The sequence below is a fragment of the Chryseobacterium sp. JJR-5R genome, assembly GCF_034047335.1.
In the GTDB taxonomy this organism is placed as follows: domain Bacteria; phylum Bacteroidota; class Bacteroidia; order Flavobacteriales; family Weeksellaceae; genus Chryseobacterium.
In genome coordinates this window covers 1571333-1596237 of the sequence record NZ_CP139137.1, presented here as the reverse complement: position 1 = coordinate 1596237, position 24905 = coordinate 1571333, and the positions used below count along the sequence as shown (strand labels likewise).

At 36.9% G+C, this 24905-nt stretch carries 16 protein-coding genes; 4 read left to right on the top strand and 12 right to left on the bottom strand.

The genetic code is table 11. The features are described 5' to 3' along the window. Positions 1 to 103: 103 nt before the first annotated feature. Positions 104 to 2656: an AAA domain-containing protein gene (locus tag SD427_RS07295; RefSeq protein WP_320560617.1), complete on the top strand. Its 2553-nt coding sequence runs from the start codon at positions 104 to 106 to the stop codon at positions 2654 to 2656. Positions 2657 to 2962: 306 nt separating this feature from the next. Here the strand turns inward: SD427_RS07295 and SD427_RS07290 are convergent, their stop codons facing one another. Next, the gene (locus SD427_RS07290; protein ID WP_320560616.1) at positions 2963 to 3322 is read right to left on the bottom strand and encodes a hypothetical protein; all 360 of its coding nucleotides are present in this window, start codon (positions 3320 to 3322) and stop codon (positions 2963 to 2965) included. A 436-nt stretch (positions 3323 to 3758) separates the two neighbouring features. After that, complete coding sequence (locus tag SD427_RS07285) at positions 3759 to 4853, bottom strand: NAD(P)-dependent alcohol dehydrogenase (RefSeq protein ID WP_320560615.1); 1095 nt, start codon at positions 4851 to 4853, stop codon at positions 3759 to 3761. A gap of 589 nt (positions 4854 to 5442) precedes the next feature. Here SD427_RS07285 and SD427_RS07280 point away from each other — a divergent pair. Beyond that, a complete protein-coding gene (locus SD427_RS07280) occupies positions 5443 to 6624 on the top strand; it encodes a glycosyltransferase (protein WP_320560614.1) in 1182 nt (393 codons plus the stop codon). Here SD427_RS07280 and SD427_RS07275 read toward each other — a convergent pair. From SD427_RS07275 to SD427_RS07265, 3 genes are read right to left on the bottom strand one after another with little or no spacing between them, the layout of a single operon-like run. Further along, a complete protein-coding gene (locus SD427_RS07275) occupies positions 6594 to 7178 on the bottom strand; it encodes a class I SAM-dependent DNA methyltransferase (RefSeq protein ID WP_320560613.1) in 585 nt (194 codons plus the stop codon). The two genes, SD427_RS07280 and SD427_RS07275, sit on opposite strands and share 31 nt — an antisense overlap. After that, positions 7178 to 7903: a PIG-L deacetylase family protein gene (locus tag SD427_RS07270; protein ID WP_320560612.1), complete on the bottom strand. Its 726-nt coding sequence runs from the start codon at positions 7901 to 7903 to the stop codon at positions 7178 to 7180. Before SD427_RS07270 ends, SD427_RS07275 begins: the two co-directional genes overlap by 1 nt. After that, positions 7900 to 9078 carry an acyl-CoA dehydrogenase family protein gene (locus tag SD427_RS07265; RefSeq protein WP_320560611.1) on the bottom strand — a complete coding sequence of 393 codons (1179 nt, stop codon included), beginning with the start codon at positions 9076 to 9078 and terminating at the stop codon, positions 7900 to 7902. The genes SD427_RS07270 and SD427_RS07265 overlap by 4 nt, the downstream gene beginning before the upstream one ends. Before the next feature lie 361 nt (positions 9079 to 9439). Here SD427_RS07265 and SD427_RS07260 point away from each other — a divergent pair, with 361 nt between their 5' ends. Continuing rightward, positions 9440 to 11575, top strand: a complete 2136-nt coding sequence (locus SD427_RS07260; RefSeq protein ID WP_320560610.1) for a catalase — start codon at positions 9440 to 9442, stop codon at positions 11573 to 11575. A 317-nt stretch (positions 11576 to 11892) separates the two neighbouring features. Here SD427_RS07260 and SD427_RS07255 read toward each other — a convergent pair whose 3' ends face one another. The 6 genes from SD427_RS07255 to SD427_RS07230 all read right to left on the bottom strand — a co-directional run bounded on the left by SD427_RS07255 (position 11893) and on the right by SD427_RS07230 (position 21822). Beyond that, entirely contained in the window at positions 11893 to 12060 is a 168-nt protein-coding gene (locus SD427_RS07255) for a bacteriocin-like protein (protein WP_320560609.1), read from the bottom strand. Positions 12061 to 13018: 958 nt separating this feature from the next. After that, positions 13019 to 13189 (bottom strand): hypothetical protein, encoded by a 171-nt coding sequence (locus SD427_RS07250; RefSeq protein ID WP_320560608.1) that lies wholly within the window; start codon positions 13187 to 13189, stop codon positions 13019 to 13021. Positions 13190 to 13298: 109 nt separating this feature from the next. Continuing rightward, a complete protein-coding gene (locus tag SD427_RS07245) occupies positions 13299 to 13688 on the bottom strand; it encodes a hypothetical protein (protein WP_320560607.1) in 390 nt (129 codons plus the stop codon). A 3-nt stretch (positions 13689 to 13691) separates the two neighbouring features. Next, positions 13692 to 20510, bottom strand: coding sequence for an RHS repeat-associated core domain-containing protein (locus tag SD427_RS07240; RefSeq protein ID WP_320560606.1), 6819 nt, complete (start codon positions 20508 to 20510; stop codon positions 13692 to 13694). 18 nt (positions 20511 to 20528) lie between these two features. Continuing rightward, a complete protein-coding gene (locus SD427_RS07235; protein ID WP_320560605.1) occupies positions 20529 to 21011 on the bottom strand; it encodes a hypothetical protein in 483 nt (160 codons plus the stop codon). Positions 21012 to 21015: 4 nt separating this feature from the next. After that, on the bottom strand, positions 21016 to 21822 hold the full coding sequence (locus SD427_RS07230; RefSeq protein WP_320560604.1) for a cell wall anchor protein: 807 nt from the start codon (positions 21820 to 21822) through the stop codon (positions 21016 to 21018). Positions 21823 to 22895: 1073 nt separating this feature from the next. Here SD427_RS07230 and SD427_RS07225 point away from each other — a divergent pair. Further along, a complete protein-coding gene (locus tag SD427_RS07225) occupies positions 22896 to 24017 on the top strand; it encodes a hypothetical protein (RefSeq protein WP_320560603.1) in 1122 nt (373 codons plus the stop codon). Positions 24018 to 24628: 611 nt separating this feature from the next. Here SD427_RS07225 and SD427_RS07220 read toward each other — a convergent pair. After that, complete coding sequence (locus tag SD427_RS07220; protein WP_320560602.1) at positions 24629 to 24901, bottom strand: hypothetical protein; 273 nt, start codon at positions 24899 to 24901, stop codon at positions 24629 to 24631. Positions 24902 to 24905: the final 4 nt, after the last annotated feature.

Genomic DNA, 24905 nt, shown 5'->3' with positions numbered 1-24905 from the left:
TTTCTTAAAAATAAATTATCCTGAAATTCGGGACAATTTAAAAATTGCCTTTAGAATTTTCTTTTACTAACAGTTTATTATATTTGTACCGAACTACCAACCAATGATCAAAAACACCACTCCACAACTTAAATCCCAAGCCATCTTCATTGATGGCAAGGACAGAACCGATGAAATAGAATCCTATTCTTTCAAGAATGATAAATGTTTAGTAATTTATAAAAACAACGGTAAATCCTATACTTACAATCAGAACAAAATTCAAATTGTGAAATCTGCACTGCAAACCAAAAAAGCAGAACGTATTTTCGGTTATTTGAAAGAAATTGCAGAGACCATTGGCTTGAAAACAGAAGAAGGCAATAATATTCTTGCTGATAGTTATGACAGAATATCTTTTATTCCTGAAGCATCCATTCTTTCCAATTACCTGAATCAAAAACAACCGGAGAAAGGCATAAACTCCTCTCCTGTTGAGATTTTCCCGTTTGGTTTTAACCTGAGTCAAAAGGATGCGGTAAATGAAGCTTTTTCAAGTCCGTTAAGCGTTATTGAAGGGCCTCCCGGTACAGGAAAAACCCAGACCATCCTCAACATCATTGCCAATGCGGTGATGAACGATCAGAGTGTGGCGGTGGTTTCGAGCAATAATTCTGCCACCAAGAATGTTTTTGATAAGCTGGATAGCAGCGGAATCTCTTTTATAGCTGCTCTTCTGGGAAACTCTGAAAAGAAAAGGGAGTTCATTGAATCCCAGACTGAAATCCCGGATCTGTCCGGTTGGAGGTTATCTCTTGAAGAAGTAAGTTCCTTACAGGAATATAACACCCAACTTTTTGCCCAGCTTTCAGAAAAACTGGAATTCAAAAACGAACTGGCTTCCCTGAAACTGGAAGCAGAAAATATACAAACCGAATACCGGCACTTTACCGGTTCTGTTAATATACTTGCAGACGTACGTTTTAAAAAAAACGTCAGTTCTGATCAGTTGCTTTCCCTTTGGATCACCATTGAAAGCTACGAGCAATCCGGTAAAAAACTCAACTGGTGGCGGAAACTGACTTTTCCTTTTCTCTATGGCGTACGAGACAAAACCTTTTATGAACGGTCTTATCAGGAATTGATCAGCTTGGTCCAGTCAAAATACTACACTACAAAAATTGCAGAGCTCAGCTTAAGGAAACAACAGCTGGAATCGGCGTTGCAGGATTTTTCCTTCGGGGAGAAAATGAAAACATATACTGAAGTCTCCATGCAGCTCTTCAGGCATGCCCTGCATCAAAAGTACCAGGAAAAAAAACGTCTGGAATATACGGCAGCGGATCTGCGTCTGAAATCAGAAGAATTCATCAGGGACTATCCGGTGATTATGAGTACGACCTACTCCCTCCGGAGAAGCCTTGCCGAGAAGATGGTCTATGATTTTGTAATCATTGATGAATCTTCGCAGGTAGATCTGGCAACGGGCGTACTGGCTTTATCCTGTGCCAGAAGAGCGGTGATTGTAGGAGATCTGAAACAGCTTCCCAATGTAGTCAATGCCGAGACGGCAAAAAAGACAGATCCTATTTTTCAGGCACATCAGCTTCCCGAAGCGTACCGATATTCCAACCACAGTCTTCTTTCATCGGTAACGAAATTATTTCCCGATTGTCCGAAGACCCTTTTAAAGGAACATTACAGGTGCCATCCCCAGATCATTGATTTCTGTAACCGGAAATTTTACAACAACCAATTGATTATTTTGTCCGAAGCCAAGACCGGCCGGAATCCCCTGATGGTTTATAAAACCGTAGCCGGGAATCATGCTCGGGAAAGAATGAACCAACGGCAGATTGATGTGATTACCCGGGAAATTATCCCACAGCAAAGCCTGGAAGAATCAGATCTGGGCATCGTAACGCCTTACCGGAATCAGATGTCAGCTTTACAAAGTACGTTTCAGGGAACCACAGTTAAAGCAGATACCGTAGATAAATTTCAGGGAAGGGAAAATGATGTGATCATTCTTTCTACGGTAGACAATGAAATATCAGATTTTACCGATAGCCCCAACCGTCTGAATGTTGCCGTTTCCAGAGCCAAAGATCAGCTGATCTTGGTGGTCAACGGAAATGAAACAGAGAAAGACAGTAATATCTCTGACCTGATCCGCTATATTGATTACCATAACTTCACCACCTTCCACAGTGAGCTCCACTCTGTTTTTGATTACCTGTACAAAGGATATGAAGAGAAACGAAGGGTACTTTTGTCAAAACAAAAGAAAAAATCGGTTTTCGACAGCGAGAATTTGATGTATGTATTGATCAAAGAAGTGTTGTCCCTAGACGAATTTTCCAAATACGATGTTGTCCTGCATTTTCCTTTAAGAAACCTGCTGCTGGATTTTGACAAGCTTTCTGAGGAAGAAAAACGGTACGCCGGACACCATGCCACACATCTTGATTTTCTGATGTATAATAAACTGGGCAAAAATCCGGTTTTAGCCATAGAAGTGGATGGTTATGAATATCATAAAAAGGAAAGCCTGCAAGCCGGAAGAGATGCGATGAAAAATGCAATTTTGGAAAAGTACGGAATTCCTTTGCTGAGGTTTTCAACAACTGGAAGTGAGGAGAGAAAGAAGTTGATTCGTACATTAAATCAATTATAAGCAGTTCATTAATAAAATCTTCCTTTTTATCATTAACAACGAATCTGTTTTCCGGTATTATTTCGTTTTTGGCTTTAATGCCGGTAACTAATATCTGCTTTTTATTTATCTCTGATGGTGGTATAATGGAAAGGTGAATTAAGATATCCGCAGAAATCTGTTTTGCACCAACCACAACCTTCATAATGTCTTAGGTATTTGCATTCTCAATGGATAATTTCCTGCACAATAAACAAAAAACCATTCAGACAATCTGAATGGCTTAGTCGCAATACAATATAGTTTATAAATATACTGTACCCGTAATTACTTGTTCTTTTCTCCTGTTAATTTTTCAACCAATTTCGAAATTTTCAGAAGACCTTTTCCCAACTTCTTAACAGATGCGCTGTCTTTTTCATTTTCTGCTTTTTCAGCAGCCTCAACGGTGGCATTCCCCAGTTTTTCCAGCAGGCTGCAGATCTTTTTGTTGTCTTTCTCAGACATGGCATCCTTCAATTTTTCTAAATCATGGAGAATGGGTGCATACCCGCGGCGGCCTTCAAGGATCTTGATCCAGCTTGTGATATTGGGTGCAGCCCCTGTCTTGGATTCTTTTTCAATACCGGTTTCTACCAGTTCGATTGTTTTTTCAACGTGTTCTAATTCAGATTGTTGATCGCTCATAATTTTGTTTTTTGATGTTTATTGGGTATGACAATACATATGCCAGAATATACATAAAATGAAAAAATTAGAATATTAATACACTTTTATATTTATACTGATGAATAACCCATTGTATCCCAGAGGCATAGCAATATGCTTATCATCTTTACAACACAGAATCTTGTTTGCACCAAGATAAAAACAGAAAGTCAATGCCGTCTGAACATCTGCAGCCGCATTTCATACATATCATGGAAAATAATATCACTTTTCAGAATACTCCTTTTTATTTAAGCAATAAATCCTGACGAGCGTCAGGATTTATTGCTTGTTTTATAGAATGATCCGATACTTTGTATAGTATGGCAAATGCATACTACAATGTTTACAAAACCATCTGAAAATCAAAAGTGCAAACGGTGAAATCTGCACTGAATTTTAAAAGAGGTATTGATTACTTTGACATATCAATGACATATCTAAAGCGGACTTCTTCATTTTTTATTTTATCAAAAGCATTGTTAATATCTTCAATCTTAATCATTTCTACTTCCGGTGCTATGTTATGCTCTGCGCAGAAATCCAAAACTTCCTGCGTCTCTTTAATACCGCCTATTAATGAACCTCCAACAGACCTGTTGAATTTTGCAACTTCCATATTGTTGAGCGGTTTCTCATAATCCCCCAAAAGGCCTACTGTTACCAGCGAACCTTTGACACCTAAAAGCGGTATATAAGGATTGATATCAAAACCATAAGGGATAGTGACCAGAATGAAATCAAAAGCCAATTCATTGGCTTCCATATCTTTTTTATCATCTGAAATCAGCACCTTGTCGGCACCCAACCCGAGTATTTCTTCCTGCTTTTCTTTTTTTGTGGTAATGGCCGTTACTTCTGCACCCATTGCTTTTGCAATCTGCACGCCCATATGCCCCAAACCGCCGATACCGACAATGGCTACTTTAGAACCTTTTCCGATGCCGGCTTTCTTAAGAGGACTATACGTTGTAATGCCGGCGCAAAGTATAGGCGCGGCACTGGAAAGCTCGAGTTTTTCAGGAAGTGTCAGTAAAAATTCCTTGTTAACAACGATGTGGCTGGAATAGCCTCCAAATGTATTATAGTCTGATTCAGGATCATTGAAATAACCGTTGTAAGTCATGGTAGCGCCATGTTCTCCGAGGCAAAGCTGCTCTTCCCCGTTTTTACACGATTCACAGACCTGGCAACTGTCGATCATACATCCTACTCCTATAATCTGGCCTTTTGTAAAATCTGAAACTTCAGATCCTACTTCAATTATTTTCCCGATTACCTCATGGCCGGGAACGCACGGATATCTTGTATTTTTCCAGTCATTATTTACCTGGTGGATATCACTGTGGCAAACCCCGCAATACAGGACTTCAATAAGTACTTCATCTGACTTAGGCTTGTCCCGGACAATATCCATTTCTTTTAATGATTTCCCATTGATCAAATTTCCGGAAGCGCCGAAACCTTTTACACTGAATTTATTGTCATTGTTAACAATACTTTTTTCCATAATGTATATTATTTTTATGTGGTTCTGAATCTGAATTATCAGTAAAAATTATTTACTCAGATATTTTTGACATCACAACTTTCAGACCAATACGCAATTGAAATGTTTTTATCATGCTATCAGACTCTTTTGTGCATCTCAGGAAACTGATGCCTATGAAAAATCTATTATTTATTTTCCATTCCGCTATTTATTCCCTGCTACTTTCTGCCAAGAGCGCTTGCGGATATCTGAGTTCGGGTTCTGACGGTGCCAAATACTTTATAGATATGCGGTTAAAAAGAAATACTCACCAAACTGCCGGTTTACAGGTGTTTATCTTATAAATGGCAAACTCGAAAAAATAATAAAAACCGTTTCAGGCCTTTTGGTTCCTTTCCCTTTTATGCATCCGCCAAAGCTATTTGATTTCAGATATTGTGTATTTTAATTTTACTATCTTAATGTTTAATAAGCGTTTCATTCCCTGCAGTATTTAAGTTTAAATACCACATTACAGCTCGTCTGCTGCTCTGGCCTATAAATAAAACCCCGGTGGTATCAGAATTGCAAATAAATATATAATTTGTTTCTAAATATTATTAGCCACATGATAAATGATACTGAATCCCCTGATCATTCTTTCTTTACTAGATTTGAAATCTTATCCGGTGTAAAATTATGTGTCGTAATTCCGGTTAAGGACGAAGAAGCATATATTTTAAAGAATCTTACTGCATTTGCCATGCAGGTTGATCTTTCCGGAAAGCCTGTCAAGCCGGAAGAATTCGAAATCTTAGTATTGGCAAACAATTGTTCAGATGATTCCGCAGCGCGCATAAAAGAATTCCAGCGCAATCATCCACATATGAATATCTACCTGGAAGAAGCAATATTACCTTCACACCAGGCAAATATCGGCTACATACGGAGAAAATTAATGGAATGTGCCTATACAAGGCTTCTTAAAAACGGAGGAGGAATTATACTGACTACAGATGGCGATACGACCGTAGCAAAAGACTGGATCTCGCAGACACAACGGGAAATAAACAACGGCGCAGAAGCTGTCGGAGGCAGGATATTTCTTTATGACGATGAACTGGAATGCCTGGATAACTTAACCCGGGCGTGCCATTTTAAGGATGAGCGGTATCAGCTTTTAATTGCAGAACTGGAAAGCAAAATCATCGGCTCCGCGCATGATCCCTATCCAAGGCACCATCAGCATTTTAATGGCAGCTTTGCGATTACCACTGACTGTTATAAAAAATCAGGAGGGATCCCCGTAGTAGATGATCTGGAAGATTGCGCATTTTTTGACAGGCTGCAAAATATCGATGCCAAGATTCGGCATAGCCTGAAAGTAAGAGTCCATACCTCTGCAAGATATCTTGGAAGAGTAACGGTAGGGTTATCATCTCAGCTCAATATGTGGAAAAATCCGGACCATTTTAAAAACTTTACTACAGAATCATTTCATACCGTCAGCAACAGGCTCGTCAAGAAGAAGATGCTGATGGATTTATGGGAATCGAAGAACCGGGCCGGATTTAATTTCAATCAAAGCATAAAAAATATAATTCCTGAAATTGATGTCAATGAGGAAATTTATTATTCTTTTAATAATCACTGCTATTTCGGAGCATGGTATGAAGAAATTTTGAAACTACATCAGACACATCATCTTAAAAAATATCCAAAGGTTCCTATTGACACGGCAATCCAGGATTTAGAAACGGAACTTAAGCATTACCCGGATCACAGCTTTTCCCAGACATCGATTCTGTAATTCTCTCTTCTTTCTGAGGAAATATTGATCATTCTATTTTTCATGAATCTCTTAAAACTGTTATGCACCTCATCCCCCGTCTGCGGATAGTCATGAACTTCAGGGAGCCAATGAACCAGGACAATATGTCCCCCTGTAAGAATTCTTTCCAATAGGATTTTCATGGCATACTCCCAGTCATTGTATGAAAGGTAATAAGCCACTTCAGAAATCATAATCAGATCATATTGACCCTTCGGGAGCTCCTTTGGAAAACTAAGCAGCTGAAAAGATACGTTATCCAGCTCAGCACAGCGTTTAGCTGCCATATTAAGGGCTTTTTCCGACACATCTGTAGCCAGCAGGCGGATGCATTTTTCTGCAAGCATCTGGGTAAGGACACCGATAGAACAGCCGATTTCCAATGCATTTTCATATTTTTCCCCGGGCAGCGAAGCAATTGTTACCGAATACTTTGCGGCTTCATATTCACTGGTTTCAAAATTCCAGGGATCTTCATTAGCAGCGTATACATCCTTGAAATATTCTGGGTTTAAAGATTTTTTCTCTTCCATTATTTTGATATAAAAAATGTTTCGTAAGGTACATTAAAACGGCTGAGCATTTCAGCTGAAAGCCGGAATCCTGCAGGATCATCAGTAATAAGATCCGTAATTTGAGAACGGTGCTGTGCTATAGCCTCCTGCTTTTTATCAAGCACACTGCTTATATTCAGCCGGAAAGGAATTGATTCTTCATCAGTAGGCAAATCCTCCGTTTGGCCAAGTTCTTCCATCCAAATAGGATATTCATATATTTTTGCATTCCCCGTACCACAGGCATTTATCAACTGGAAAGCAGCCTGATGGTCCGGATGCGGATCTCTGCGCCACGGGACAAATACGCTTTGAGGCTCAAGGATTTCAAAAATTCTGGATATTTTCTCTACTGAATCCCTGAATCCCTCATCATATACTGAAGGTACATGTCTGTCTTTATACCTGCAGAAAATAATATTCTCCTCGGGCACCCCCAGAATCATGGCTGCATCAAGCAGTTCCTTCTCCCGCAAGGCTTTCAGGCTTTCGGCAGGATACTCCTTACTGTTCGGATGTGACAACGTACCGTCACTGAGCAGAACGATATAGACCGTCTGCCCGAATTTTCTCAACAATGAAATAACGCCTCCACATCCCAGGCTTTCATCATCTGCATGAGGGGCTATAATAAGCGTAGTACCGAATCCCGTAACACATTGCTCCGGTGCTAAAGGAATACTTTCATAATTTATTTGATTCATTTTTTACTTTTTTTAAAGTTATGGTTCCAAATTTCATCTGTTGAAACATCAGATTCCAGGATATGCTTACCCACATCCTGCAAAATTGCATCAGGAGCAGGTTGTCTTAAATAGGTGCTGAGATCCCGGATAATCCGTTCAAAATGATAAGGCGCGTTTAATCCGCGCGCACCAATACATTTTTGGCACAGCGTCATGACTTCGGTACAAATCTGTTCAATGGCGGTACGCATCATATGGATATAGATTACAAACCCTTCTCCATTATCCTGCGTAGGTCTTTCTATATAATAATCCATACGCAGTGCTGCAGCATGCAACCATTGATTTCCTGATTCTACCGCTATAGCCATCTGAGCCAGGCGCATTCTCTGAAAAGGATCCTGGGTTCTGTTTAGGCTAACCAGATATTTTTTTGTTTCATCTAATAATCGCTCAGCTGCTCCTAACTGTACTGCTGCAAAGCGCGCTGCACCGCTGCTGAACCCTGGTTGTTGGTAATAATTTCCTGAAGATCCTAACAAGTTGATTTTCGGAATATGTGATTCGAGGAATGTCATTTTAAAACTTCTGCTTGCCTTCATGCCCATCGGATTCCACCAGGCCGGATCACTTTTAACGTTTACCTTATCCAAAGGCACGACACACATCTGCCAGGACCCGTCTTTCATTGCAGCAGTTACTAAAGGCCGGGTCACATAATCCGTTCCGGTGGCAAACGTTTTAGTGCCGTTCAGGTAATAGGTACCCTGATTATTTTCTGATAAGTAAGTGCCGTCATCGGCCTGTGTATTCCAAACACCGAAAATTTTTCCCTTAAATGCATCTGCTGCAAAAATCTTTTTCTGCTTCTTAGTGCCAAACTGATTAATTAAAATCTGGGCATTGATATGACCTTCAAGTATTCTTCCCACTACCAAGTTTCCTTTACCGATATTCTTTAAAATTGTGAGCAATGCCAGATTCGTTCCGGAAGCCAAGCCCAGATTTGATCCTCCATATTTTGGAGGAATACTGGCGGTCAGAAGTTTTTTGGATCGCAATTCCGATACGGCAAGAACAGGAAAAGAATCTACAGAATCCGTTTCTGCCGCTTCATTAATAGAATTATGACCGATTACCTGTGAAGAAGTTATCAAACCTGCTAACTCTGACTTATTATAGGTGTATTTCAAATCTTTGATTATAAATTATTTGTAAAAACTGAACAAAGTAATCAACCGTATTGATTATTATGGTTTCTTATCACCCATTTTAATGCCATTATCTAAATATGGCCTCAATAATCAGCTGCATAATATCGCGGGATATAATAACAAGGAAATATGTACTGATGAAAGACAAGAAAAATAAAAATATAACAGAGCCGGTTGCAGTGTAGGACTTACATAATGATAAAAATCCAAACGATTAAAACAGGATTATTCAATTGATAATTTTCCCGTATCAGAATATATAAGCAATACTTCAGCAATAAAGATATTTTGGCTTCATTGTTGAACATTCATTAAGAAGATAACAAAATTAATTATAGATATGAAAGAAAATTCTAATCCAAAATTAGAACAGCTGGATAACTTCACCACAGGAAATGATAATCAGGCTCTAACGACCAATCAAGGATTGAAAATTAATAATAATCAGGATTCGCTTAAATCAGGAGAGCGAGGGCCCAGCTTATTGGAAGATTTTATCTTAAGGGAGAAAATCACTCATTTTGATCATGAAAGAATTCCTGAAAGAATTGTACATGCAAGAGGTTCCGGAGCACACGGAGTTTTTAAGATCAATAAAAGCCTGGCACAATATACCAAGGCAAACTTCTTGTCTGAAGAAGGGAAAGAAACACCTGTCTTCGTCCGTTTTTCTACTGTTGCGGGAAGTGCGGGAAGTACTGATCTTGCCAGAGATGTAAGAGGTTTTGCTATCAAGTTTTATACTGAAGAAGGCAATTATGATCTGGTAGGAAACAATATTCCGGTATTTTTTATCCAGGACGCAATTAAATTTCCGGATCTGGTCCATGCGGTAAAACCTGAACCTGATAATGCCATTCCGCAGGCAGCATCCGCACATGATACGTTTTGGGATTTTATTTCGCTTATGCCGGAAAGCATGCATATGATTATGTGGGCAATGAGTGACAGGGCAATTCCAAGAAGCTATAGAATGATGGAAGGTTTTGGTGTCCATACCTTTAAATTTATAAACGAAGAGGGAAAAACACACTTTGTAAAATTTCATTTTAAGCCGAAATTAGGAGTACATTCAGTAGCCTGGGATGAAGCCACAAAAATTTCAGGAAAAGATTCGGATTTCCACAGAAGGGATCTTTGGGAAGCCATTGAAAACGGTGCTTTTCCGGAATGGGATTTTGGTGTACAGATTATTCCTGAAGAAGATGAGCACAAATTCGATTTCGATTTACTGGATCCTACAAAACTGATTCCTGAGGAAGAAGTACCGGTTCAATTGGTGGGCACCCTGACATTGAACAGAAACCCTGATAATTTTTTTGCAGAAACTGAGCAGATTGCTTTTCATCCGGGACATCTGGTTCCGGGAATAGATTTTTCCAATGATCCATTGCTGCAGGGAAGGCTGTTTTCTTATACCGATACCCAGTTATCCAGACTGGGATCTCCGAATTTTCATGAAATACCTATTAACCGGTCTGTCAATACCGTTCACAATAATCAGCGAGACGGGCATATGCGCCAGCAAATTGCAAAAGGAAAGGTTAGTTATGAACCGAATACCTTAGGCGGAGGGTGTCCTTTCCAGTCAATGATGAAGGACGGTGGATTCACTTCGCATGAAGAGCGGATTGATGGTAAGAAAATCAGGGCAAGAAGCCAGAGCTTTGTTGATCACTATTCTCAGGCAAAATTATTTTACAACAGCCAGTCCGGGCCTGAAAAAACGCATCTTCAAAATGCATTGATTTTTGAACTGTCTAAAGTTACCATTCCTGCCATCCGTGAAAGAGTTGTCGGTCAACTGAATTTTATCAATAAAGAGCTAGCAGCATCAGTTGCTAAAAAAGTGGGTGTAAGTGTAACGGTGTTAGAACAGCCTAACGGAAGCATTCCTGCAGACGCTGATCCAAAAACACTTCAGAGTACTGAAAAAGAGCCTGCAACCAAGAGTTCTGATGCTTTAAGCATGAAGAATACAGTTAAAGATACCATAAAAAGCCGGGTTATCGGTTTTATCATGGAAAACGGAGTGCATGCAAAAGACGTAAGCGATTTAAAGGCAAAACTTGAAAAAGAAGGGGCAACTGTACAGATTATCGCAGGAAGCCTTGCTGCTGTAAAAGGAGATGATGGAACAACTTTTCATCCAAAACACTCCCTCACGAGTACAGCAAGTGTCTGTTTTGATGCCTTATACATCTGCAGCGGTAAGCAGTCAGCAGAAAACCTGTTGGATGAAGATAATAAACCGGGAACGCTTTTGTTTGTTAATGAAGCATACAAACATTGTAAAGCCATCTACTTTGGCCAGGACACGGATGATATCTATAACGCTAGCAATGTAAAGAATAAAAAACATGAGGATTCTGCAATTATCACTTCCGATCATACCAATCCTGATGAATCATTTATCCATGCAATAGCCAATCACCGAGTTTGGGACTTGGAAAAGGCCAGAAATAATCCGGCATAAAAATAAAAAACAAAACTGTTCAGCTGATTATATTTTATTAAAGGCTGAACAGTTATTTTAAATATTTTGTAGTTTTAAGAAAATCAAAGAAATCGTGACTGATATCAAAGTCAGAATTTTTCCGGAGGATTTAGAATTGCTCATATAAGATAATTTGAGGAATTTTGTCTGGCAGCGCGGAACATATTGGTTTTCCCCATATTGCTTCTGAAGATTATTCAAGGGAAGCGATGAAGAGAATTAAGAATACTGACGGATACATAAATTAAAAGTTCTTCTTTACGAAGAACTTTTTTAAATTTTAATTAATGAGCTGCTTATCCTTCTGCCGGTATATCCGGTACTATGATATAACATTCTGCATTAATCGGGACACATACTGCCGCTTCAGGACAATAGTAATTCCCGGGAGGACATTTTGAAACAGATGCCGCTCCTTTAATGGCTTTCAGTTCTTTTCTTGACAAAGTTTTTAAATTTTTCATAATAATAGAATTTGGTTCAGTTATAAAATTTTACAATTTTTTATCTTCTCAAAGATAATAAAACATTTATATCATTTTCCAAGATTAAAGTATTATTTTGATTCTTTTTCAAATAATTTCGAAATCAGATAAAAAAACGAACGGCTTTCTCCTTAATCCTTGTGACTTTCTCTAAAAAACATTAATACATAAAAACAGCGGTGTTTTGAGAAATAATTGATTTGAACAGAGGAAAAATCAGATGATAAAAAGGAGATTTACAGAGCGTCAGATCATTTTGCATTGAAGCAGACTGATATGCTAGTAAAAGTTTAAACAAATCCAATCTTAAATTTTAAACTGTATTTCAATTTTACCACAAAAAATGCCCCTAAAAGTTAGACACTTTTAGGGGCATTTTACTTATACAATTATTTTATACTTGATAATATAGATATCAATAAAGTATTTATCTAAACTAATTATAAAAAGTAATTTAATTAATCTTAAAAATTTACATTTTTAGATTCAGGATCATTTTTTTTTCCCATGATAATTTTTGATATAACTTCTTCAAGATCGACAATCTTTTTATATGATTGATCATTAATAAGAGATTTATACTGATAATTATCAAAAATAAAGTGTTGCATTCTTCCTGATCTATATCTTATCGTAATTTCTGATAGACAAATTGATGTACAAGATTTAACAAATTTTAAATTATTTTCTAATTTATATATATCTTCCTGGATAATTTTTTTTTAATCGTATTAATGTCATTAGAAGTCATATCCAAACTATGTTTACCAGAACTTTTAAATCTATTGTCAAGAATATAATAATTACCCGTAATATCATTTATAATACCATTGCTTTCATGCACTATACTTATAATATCATTCTCTTTTTGCTTATTTTTTTCCTGTTTACAGTTTATCAAAAAAATAAAAAATATGCTTATAAAATATTTCATTATTTATTTTTTAAAATTAACAATATTTTTAATGGCATCTGTCCAGTTGAAAATTCCCGGGAATTTTCCTCCATAATTATAAAACTGATTAACAAATCCGCTGAAATCCAGCCCGTGAGCCTTTAATGAGTTAATCGTAAAATGATATGCAGAGGATTCAAATTTCTCAGACAATAAAATGGATTAGATAGCATCAAGTTTAGAGATTTTTATTAAAAGTAAAGAAAATAAATTTTAGTAAAATAAAAATGAAGCTACCTTCGTAGCTTCATTTTCTTATGTTTTAGAAATCCGAATTTTTAACCCTTTTAAAAATAAATCTTCTCTTATTTTTTGTCAGAATTAATGTATCTCCTTTTACCTTTTTTGTAATTCTAAAAGGAAGATTAACTTCTCTCCAGTAGACAGGGAAATTGTCATTCCCAAAGCTGCCTGGTATTAAAAACTTTCTTTCCTCAATGTTTTTGGTATAATAGATGAAATCAAAATCATCCTCCACATAAACATTCTTATCAATAGTAAAAGCATGACCGATGTTAAAGCTACCCTGTCCAGAAATTAAGGTATTAAATTCATAGTCATTAAACTTTCTTTCGGCTACTTTTGTTTTGTTACAATTTAAAAAAAGTAAACTGCACAACATAAGGGTAAGATATATATAATAATATTTCATAATTTATTTTTGAGATTCTAATATACCTCTTAATTGCCTAAAATCCTGAGAAGACATATTCTTATTAAAGTTTATATCTACCCCAGTAGGAATGAGGTCAAGACCAAAACTCACTGACAGCATATAGGTATTATATTTCCAGCTATTATCATTACTCCAAGATGCACCAAAACCTAACTTTGCAAAATCATCCAGCTGTGCATTTACGGACCATCCTTTACCCATAAATAATCCGGTACTTACTTTTGACTCTGAACAAGCGCAATAATATTCGGTATAAACGATTCCGCCGCCTACATTAACTGTTCCGCCGCCTATTTCTCCCCCATACATTTTTGAATAACCTGATTTACCATTCAATGTCATAATATAGCCATAAGATCCTGTGACATTGATACCTGACGATACCTGTCCATAAACAGAGATAGAAACTGCATCAGGTCCCCACATATGTCTTGACTGGCCGGTTATAATAGACATTAATGTTCCGTGTGGAGATGGAGCTTTGAGTTTAAATCCAAGTCTAGGTATTTTAAAACCACTTCCTTTTTTCTTTGGTCTTGGATCATTGTCTATCTTGTGTGCAAGAAAATTAAAAGTGGTAACAATAAGACCACGTCCTGCTCCAACCCAAAAATTACCTCCGCCGAGTACAGAACCAATTCCTCCACTAACCGCTCCATTAAGCAACGAAAAACCATCACTTTTCAAGATACTGCCTGAACTTGTATTGTCCAGCGCAAGCCCTAAAAGATCATTAGATGCACTGGCAAAAGCTCCGCTCAATGCTCCACTCCAAAATTTACCTCCTTGCATAAAAGAAAGTGTACCTTGTGCAATAGCATGTGCACCAGCTCTAGCTACAATTGTCCATTTCCCCAGTGATTTGGCAACCTCACCTCCGGCTTTAAAGATGTCCCCGATACCTGTAGATACTGCCATAGACATTAATGACATAGATACTGACTGAAACATGCTATCTAGGTTAACAGGTCTGTTTAAATAATAATCCGTCGCAACTGATATAAAGATAGCAACACCAACAGCAATAATTATATCATCGATTCCAATAACTTCACCTGTATAATCATTATATAGCATAGGATTATTTAATACATAACCATATTTATTATAATTCTGCGTATTATACGGATCCTGAATATTTTCGTCTGCATTCAGAAATCTTCTTAATAGAGGATCATATAATCTGCCGTTCATGTGAATGATCCCGACTTCTGGAAAATATTCATGACTTGTGTAACCTCTGTCTAATAGTAAATTTCCATTGGCAATAAGCGTATTGATCTGATCACGATCTGTAACAACGGCATTAATACCTTTCTTGAAGTGGGTCATATTGCCCCAGGCATCAAAATGCCTTTGCTCGATCTTGTATCCTATTTCGTCAGTAATTGCTAAAATGCTTCCCAAGTAATCTTTATGTAAAAACCTATATGAACCCGTAGTTTCTCCATAATCTTTAATAAAAACAATATTGCTTTCATAAGGTGTTCCTCCAATATAAATAACGTGTTTCTCGGCTCCAGTTGTATTATCCACCACTACTTCATAACTTGCGTCTTCATTGTAGAATTTAGTATATTTACCGTTTGCATCCCCAGCAAAGTTTCCTCCGTAAGTTACCCTCTGTCTCATGCTCGTCAATCCGTACTGGAAAGCAACATCACCTTTCATCCCATCAATAAATATAGGATCGTTGTTTTCATTATAAACAATAGTCTGGATTAGATCATTTGTATAATTTAGCTCGCCTACAGTATTTAACGTCATTCCTGTCGGCTGGTATATTTTCGAGGAATTCTCATACTTTATGGCACCTACTTGATCATTCTCCATGATTCTCCCTTTGATATCATAAACATTTCTGTTTGCTGAAGGTTTAATGCCTGTAACAGGATCTGTCCAATTAATCAAACGGTTGTTATCATCATAATCAAAGTATTCTTCAATAAAGAAATCACCTTCTGTTTTTCTAAATTTCAGTTCGTTTCTTATGGCATCAAATGAATAGGTCAGCTTCAAAATATTTTGGGTGGTTGCTGAAGAATGATTAGCATTTTTTAAAAATCCATAAGCATCATAAGCATTGCTGATATTTGTTGATCCAAGTTTAGCAGCTAAGATTTGGCCCTTAGCATTTGTATCGTTAAGCTGCCAAAGTATTTTTCCCGATGACTGGTTTTTTACCTGATATAAAGCACCATTCCAAGGACTATACACATTCTCAATATTTACTTTTGTCATGACCCCCGAAGAATACAGCTGTTTTTCGTAAGAGACAATTCTTCCATTATCATCATAGGTCATCCCTTTCTGGATAAAGTATTTTCCATTACTTGTTTCCGATGAGGAAACTAACCTTCCTTGCGGATCGTAAACTGCATTTGAGCTATAAGGCTTCCCTTTTGAGGTTCCTGACCTTGAAGTAATTCGCCCTTTATTGTCATAAGAATAAGAAATAACTTTATTGGTAGCCTGGCCGCTATCTGAAGTTGATATTTCATTTTGTGTAGTAAGCTGACCTAAACTGTTATAGGTATATTCTTTGGTACCTTTAGGACTAATTATCTTTTTTAATTGTCCTTGTCCTTCATATTCATATTTATATACGCCGTTGGAAGGATCGTTAAATTCGGATTTTCTTCCCCAGACATCATACTTAGTAGTTATTGTATTCTCTGCATATTTAGCCTGTATTTGTTCTCCCGCAGCATTATATGAGAAAGTAATTGTTCCTCCTTTATCACTTGAAGAAATAATATTTTCTAATGCATCTGTAGCCTTTGTAGTTATTCTTCCATAGCCGTTTACTTCTTTTTCCGTTGTTATGCTTCCTGAAATGATCACCTCCATCTGTTTGCCATTGGAAGAAGTAACGGTAGCTTTTGATGGAAAGACAGAATCATCATATAAAACTGAATTCCACTGAGATGCTGACTGGCCTTCAAAATAAGGCTCACTTTCTCCTATTTTTCTTCCTAAAACATCATACTGGATTTCTTTTGAAATAAATTGTCCCTGTCCGAAAGCTTTCGTAGAGGTTTTATAAATCAGTCCCAGCAAGTTAGTATAAGTGATATTTTGATTTCCATCGGGAAAGTACTCTATAGACTTCGTTCCGATAACCGGTGCAGGTGCAGGAGGAATAGAAGGACCATATACAAGCTCATAAGTGTATGCAGTTGTACCGCCTAGGTTTTTCTTGCTTGTGAGCAATTTACCCCAGCCATCGTATGTATTGGTAATGGTATTTTCTAGGGGATCAGTTTCAGTAAGTACCTGTCCCCAATTGTTATAGCTTAGAACGGTCTCCAATTGCAGATTATCAATTTTTTTAACAGCAAATCTACCTTTGTCCTCATACTCTGTCTTTGCGGTTTCTGTTTTTGAATCTAAACTGTTACTGCCAACTTTCTGTACTATATTCCCGAAACCATCATAAGAGTAAGTTTCTAATAAATAGCCTGAGTTATCTCTATTCCAGGTTTTAAGAGTCTTTAAAAGATTATTTTCATAGGTATATTCTTCTTTTATTGATTTTGTATCACCATAGGCCTGAATTATATCTGTTTTTATTTTGGGTTTTCCAATATTATAGTTACTTCCTGGTGTTGTGTCCGAAGGATAATATTCCAATTCAGAGGTTGATACAGCAAATCCATCATTTATATTTTTAACAGATTTCAACGGAAGATAAATGCTGTTATAAGTTTCTACAGTATGAACAGTCTTAATATTTTTTAGAAAATCTTTAGAAATTGTTACAGAAGGATTAACTGCGGTAACAATTTTAGGTTTGTCTGCATCTGCAACAGCGGTAACAATTGTCCCGTTTAACAGCTTATCTATTTTATAATCATATTGTTTAAAAGATAATAACTGAGTATTGTTTAACGAAATATCCGCCGGAAAAATTTTCGATTCGTCAGTCGTTCTTATTGTCCAGTCCTTATATGGTAGTCCTTCGTTAGCAGGGGTGATCTCGCTTCCCGTCCAAATCTTAGTATTTTCAAATCCGTTTGCAAAGAAAGTTGAACGTGCCACTTGCCTAAAGCCGATCATTCCCTTACCCAGCAAATGTCCAATCAAATCCCTATATCGGAATTCCTGCTTTCTCTGTCCTTGCGTCAATCTTGAAACTACATTGTAATTTATATTTTCTGCAATATTAACATACGGATAAGTTATTGCGTTGGTATCGAAATATGATTTATAAATACCTCCGTCATTTATCAAAGTTGAATATTCTACATCGGTCGTTAGTCCGCCCTGTTTGATTGATTTTATTGAAGAAATTTTATTTAGTTTACTTCCTAAATCCCAGGTAATTAATTTAGTCTTATGTAAAATAGCAAAATCTGTATTCAGCTTTGAAACTCGGAATGAGCCAAATAAAGGAATGTAATGTTCCCCATACATAGAATAATTAATATCTTCAGAATCCGGATTTCCGAGTCCTGTAGCTTCTTTCGGAGCTATATTATAAACATTACTGAAAATAGGCCTACCATTAGCGTCTGAACCTTCGTTTCTCAAATAATTGAAACCATAGCTTGAATCTGGATTATTCCAGTCTAATACACCATCTCTGAACCATTTTTGTGATTCAAAGATTATAAAATCACTTTTACCGTCCCTATTTAAATCAGATGTAGAATATGTTCTTACAATTTCTCTAAATTTTCTTCCAGGTCCCTTTGGAGGGGTGGGTTGGTATAAAAATAAGTTGGAATAATATTCTTTTTTAAAGCCATTACCTGTAGACAGATACATTCTCCAATCAGAAGAATCATTTGTTATCGGAGCGAGAATATCTGTTTTATTATCGCCATTGAAATCCCCCAAGTATACTTTTCCATCTAACGATTCTCTGTTGGTATAAAATAGCTTAATAAAATTTTGCTGTGTATCTAATTCATAGACACTGAAATTATTATTAGTAATTGTCAATATATCAGTCTTCGCCAGACCTGTAAAATTACCCATATAACAATTATCCGTTATTTTAATATAAGGTTTATTATCATTGTATGGATAATGAGTACTTGCACTGTAAAAATCACTCCCAGTAACTTCTTTTATCAGATTTTTATCTAAGTTGACGTAAAATTGGCGTTGCTCATAAACATGCTCCTCATACCAATCTGTCATAGGAGAAATATCTTTTTCAATATTTACAAAATATATGATAAAATCAGACATTCCATCTCCGTCAAAATCGCCTTCTCTGGTTTTGGTGATAAGTTCCATTTGAACGATTCCTCCCAATACCTGTCCATAAAAATTATAAAAAATGTTAGGATAGGCTGCAAGACTGAATGTTTTTGTCCCAGTATTTACCAGAGAGTTGTTTTGGAGTTCATAAGTCCTGATGATTAATGATTTACTCTGGTAATTAAGTTCTTTTGAAAACAATTGCTGTTTATTCGAAAGAATATTATTACTATTCTTAAAACTGCCTGTTGCAAAAATATCCCCAGTATAACTAACATTTATAAATTGCCCTGTTCCGTCCAGTCTCCCAAGCATAAGCACATTTCCTTTCAAAAAGTCCGGTTTACCGTCACCGTTAAAATCACCGGAAATGACATTCTCCCCATAAATATCATCGAACCTATTATCTTGCTGAAATATATTGCTAACAGTAGGATCAGAGATGTTAGTGAAAGTTACAGGATTAGCATCTTGATTTTGTGAATTTGACTCTGTTATTTCTTTAACAAACTGATAATTAGTTCCATTTTTAACGTAACTGATTGCATATTTCTTAAACAGCCCCCCATTTGTATTAACAATAATATTACTTAGTAATTTATCTTGAATAAATGAAATGCCTTTTACATAAGATTGTTCTTTCAAATCCCTAGTAGTATAGTTAAACACAATCTCATTAAAATGCGATTTACCCAACATCTCGTTTCCTCCCCATTGAATAGATGAGATAACAGATACATTATTGCTCTGAGTATAATTATAATTAATATAATTGCCCTTAGTGTCTCTCCAACTTTTAATATTATATTCCATTGGAGTTGTTGCATTATACATTGATTGGGTAGACCCATAAGAAATGGCTCCATAAATAGCAACTGATCCATCTTCAAATATAACTTCAAATATTTCCGGACCTTGATATCCTACATAAATCTGGTTGAGCGTCCCGACAGATTTTATTTTTAAGTTTGAATATTTCTCAGTCACATATTCCGCTCCGTTTTTTCCATATTCTCCTGACTTTAGAATCAATCTTTGTCCATTAAAACTATAATAATCTGAGTAGTTTAGTTGGACCCCTTGGGCATCACCGTCTTTTTCAATATTTTTTCCTATTCTTATAATAGAAGAAACTCCTGAAATATTCCAACCGTATCCAGCGACTCCATTTCCTGAATTATTTGTATAAATAAGATTAATCTGCGGGGCTACGTTTTTAACTCCCGGCGGTAAAGCAATAGGTAGGGCAAACTGAAGCTGACCTGCTCCACCAACTTCTATACCTCCACGAGTATCATGAAATTTATTGCTGGTAGTTTCTGTAGTTCCTGATGAGTTACTAGCTCCCGCATTAGAATCCGTTGGCCCGCCGCCCGGATTTTCCGTCGCAGGGCCAATTTTACCCACAAAAGGATTCGATACGCTTCCTGATGCCTTGAATCCCTGGGCCAGTACCACCGTCTGAGGATCCTGGACTGTCCGGGTCGTACTTTCTGCCTGATACAGGATGGTCTGTGAAAAGCCCATGACCGTACATAAAGACAGTATAAATGATGAAAATAATTTCATTTTCATTTCGTTAATCATTATTATTAGTTAAAAGTTTTACCGTTTGGTGATGTTTTTACTGAATACCCTGCCGTCCTTCAAAGCAAAGCGGACCACATAAACGCCCCAGTCATAGCCGGTCATGTTGATTTTCAGTTTCCTGTTAAGACCCGGGATATTCTGCTGCTGGAACTTCCAGTGCACCGTGCTGTGCTGGTATAGGGAAACGAATTCGATAAGCCCGTCCACCTCCTCCGTCCAGTCGATGGTCAGGTAATCGTTGACAGGAACCGGGTATAATCTGATCTGCTTTAAAAAAGCTTTCTCGTCCATCACAGGATCCTGCTTCACGGCAGCTGCGGTTTTTACTTCTTCTGCTTTTTTTACTTCTTTAATTTCTTCAGGAGCCTGCCTGCCGGCTGAATTCGTTCCCCGGTACCTCTGGTTCCCGGCTTCGTCATATTTAAAATACACTTCCGTCTGGGAAAAGCCGAAGAAGCCTATCAGTAAAGAAGACAGCGATAGTATTTTTCTTTTCATGGTATTACTTTTTTGCTGATATCAGTTCCTGAACCTGCTGTTGCAGCTGTTTGATTTGTTTATTCTGCTCGATTGAGTAAAGCGTAAGCTCTTCAATTTTCTCCAGAAGCTTGGCATCCATTTCCGCTACATTGATCCCGCTCTTTACGATTTCTTCAGCAGACGGGACATTCGGCAGATGCCCTTTTTCTGCAATATGCCTTTCCACTTCTTCCAGCGTATTGAGCTTATATTCTTTTTTGAATACATAGTCTGCCCAGTTGTTTGCGGAGGCAATATCAATCTTTACTTTTTCAGTCCTGATTCCGTCCTGAACAAAAAGCCTGTATTCATTGCAGTCGCTGCAAGCCGGCATAAAATTCAATCTTACCCCCATAAAAACTTTACCATTGGATCTTACTGAAAATACAGGCTTTGACCAATCGGTAGCCGAAGGCGGGGAGGAAATACTGAACAGACCTGTATCATTTGGCTGATATGCAGAACTGATCCATACAAGATCAGCGCCTGCAGACATCTCTTTATTGTTAAAAATATGTAGACCATCGGAAGTGGTATCGGTATTGAACTGTAAGCGTCCAAACGTCTCAAAAGAAAGGTCCTGATCTGACATCTGCTTTAAGGTGATTTTTCCAGCAGCATCAATATTCATCCTTTCCGTATTGTTGGTCTTAAAGACCAAACCGCTGGCATCAGAAGTCCCGATAAAATTAGCGGCAGAATTCGTTCCTGAATTACCTGTTATATTCCAGGCCTGGGCAGAAACCAATGACGAAGCCAGAATGGCTAATGATAAAATTTTTGTTTTCATAAATATTGAAATTATAATGAGTTTAATTAATTGTGATTAGTAAAATGGTTTTATGAGATAATATGATATAATATCTTATCATTGGCGAAGGTAATTTCACAAAGCGACAAAACATGTCGTGTTTTTTTAAAATGAATTTATTGTATTAAATAAAAAGATAAGAAAAGACAGAGTTGCTGTATTCAATATGTATATGGTATAGTTTAATAGGGGCAAATATATGAAAACAATTATCTCACATAAGTGATATTTATCATTTGTTGCTGAATATTATTACAGGTATTCTTACTATCTGATACCTTAAAACTCATATCAATTTATCTACGCTGATTTATTTAAAAAGCCAAACCATCATCAACTTGAATTCTTATCTTGAAAGGTGGTCTGAGATATTATCAAATTGTCCTTTTTTATATGGAAGACCGTTTTTATCTTTCAGTATAATTATGGAGCTGAGAAAAATTATTTGTTGTTTTTTTGCTGGTGCCTGATGCTGAATTTCAAGTGCAAAAGTATTGAACGATATCAGAGCAGAAAAATACTTGCTGTCCTAATTTGTCAATTGTGACGTCATACTTAAGGAATCGGATATATTCAAAGAGTTGGGGATCAGCTTGCCTATTTGTAAAATAGGAAAAACAGCTCAGGTAACCTGTCCTTGAATTGAATAGTATAAAAGATTATATCGTTTTTAATATTAATTATATTGAAGTGCTTTTTAAGAAATATGGTGAACTTTTAGCCCTGAATTTATAAAGATCTGCAAAAAATAAATCATGATTAATATTTTTCCCAAACTATTATTTTTTATTCAAAAAAAACTATATTTGTTAAGCAGTGTGGTATCAATACTCTATGCAAAGTAACATATTAATCCTAAAAACTGAATAATCCTGAATAACAATTAAGCAGTCTCCAATTTCTCTGATAAAATATTTACTGTGTTGATTGTCGACTTTTTTTTATTATTCTCTGTTTGTTGAGAATTTTTATTTTTTCAATTTACATTTCCTTTAATACACTAAGGCTTGTATATTATTATCTTAAAAATTAACTTTAAAAATGAAATATTTATGAAAATCGCAACTTCTTATTTATTATTGACTCTTACCTGCATGAGTAGCATCGCATACTCCCAGGTAGGGATTGATACAACAACGCCGCAGGCTTCTCTGGATGTCCTGGGAAAATCTGCTGATGTTTCAGCAAAAGATGGAATTATTGCTCCCCGGATTACAAAACAACAGTTGGCTTCAAAAACTTCAGGAACCTATGGGGCATTACAAAACGGAACATTATTATATGTTTCTGATATTACAGCACCGACAGGCACTACGCCAAGCCTTGGACAGGTTGCCAATGTCAACAGCATCGGATATTATTATTTCAACGGCAGTGTCTGGGTAAATACAGGCAATACTTCGACACCTGTAAATATCTATAATTCAAACGGAACGCTTACTGACAATAGAACGGTTACCCAAAATGGCAATACGCTAAGTTTTACGGGAAATACAGCAAATGCGTTTTCAGTAGACGGGAATACATTCTCAGTAGATGCGGCAAATGACAGAATAGGAATAGGAACCGCTACCCCGGCAAATAAACTTCATGTCAACGGAACTGATCCGCTCCGTCTGGAAGGAATCACTTCCGGAAACTCATCAACAGACAGATTACTGGTAGCGGATACAAACGGCGTGGTGAAATCAATTGGATCCTTAGGTTCATTATCCGTTCCTACGCCGGCAATTTTCAGATTGGAAAGTGCCCAGACCAACTTTTTAAACGGCGTGGGTGCAGGTGCTTCATCAGTTATTCCTATGACAGTCGTTAAAAACAGCATTCCCGGTTTAACTTATAATACCGGAACCAGTACCATTACATTTCCTGCAGGCAGTTATCAAATGACTGTAGTTTATGAAGCAACGCATAATAATACCGGCTGTACGCTCAGTTCCTATATTGTAGACTTCCCTTTAAATGCTTCAACAACAAGGATACACAATACAGCTTCCCATATTGAAGGGAACGCATCCAACCATGGAGGAACAATTACGTATGCCACAACCGTCCCTGCGGGAACCAATTGGCAAATTCGTTTAGGCAGAGGGCAATCAGGCAATTGCAGCGGGACAGGGATGACTCTGGCTGCTAATTCAACGCAACTTTTAGTCTTCAGAATTGGCGATTAGATACCGATTATTTCCTTTATTACTATACAGTATCAGAATACAATTAAATAGACTGCTTATTCAGGCAGTCTATTTAACTGCATTATATCAATAAAGACAAAATTGTCAATTGCCCTCTGAAATTTATGTTTAAGGTTCTTTATGAATAATTCCGACTTTCGCTGATTCTTCATTTATATGTTCTGAAGCTCTTTTCCGTGTCAACTTTTAACTTGGCGTCAGGAATCCCGTTTTTATAAAAGATATTTATAATTGTATTTCCCTTATTTACAAACTCAAACACACCTGTTGCAGCAGCTTTTACAGTGGTTTTAATGAGCTGATGTATTTCCTAGCCTGCATTCAAATTATTGTAATTTCATATTAAGAATCTCGTCTCATTCTGTATTGTATCTCTTCAAGTGTGTGATATTCTTCTTTGTGGTTTTTACCTGAATTATAATACTCTTCATTGAAACAACTTATTACGGCTTCCACCAGTGCTCTGACATAAGTATGTTTTCGGTAACTGTCAATAATATGAAAGCCTGCAAAAGTTATTTCATATATAAAATTCAGATTTAGCCCTTTTACAGCAGATATATAGGAGCTGATAAAGTCAGCATACATCTTTATTCTTCAATATGAAGATTGTACAATTCCTTTGGAAATAAATTTTCGTCCACTTTCCAATCTATATATGAAGTACGATTCAATTGAGGTTCAGTGCCTTTATCATTCATGTACATTTCCAATTCATTCATCGTGAGTTCAATAAATCCATATCGGTCATGAGCCCTCCATTTCTGCATTCCATGGCGCGGTTTCAAGTCCCATTCCGCTATCTGATCCTTAACTTCAAATAACCTTCTCGAATCATAAATCTGTTTACGGATACTTTCCATTTAT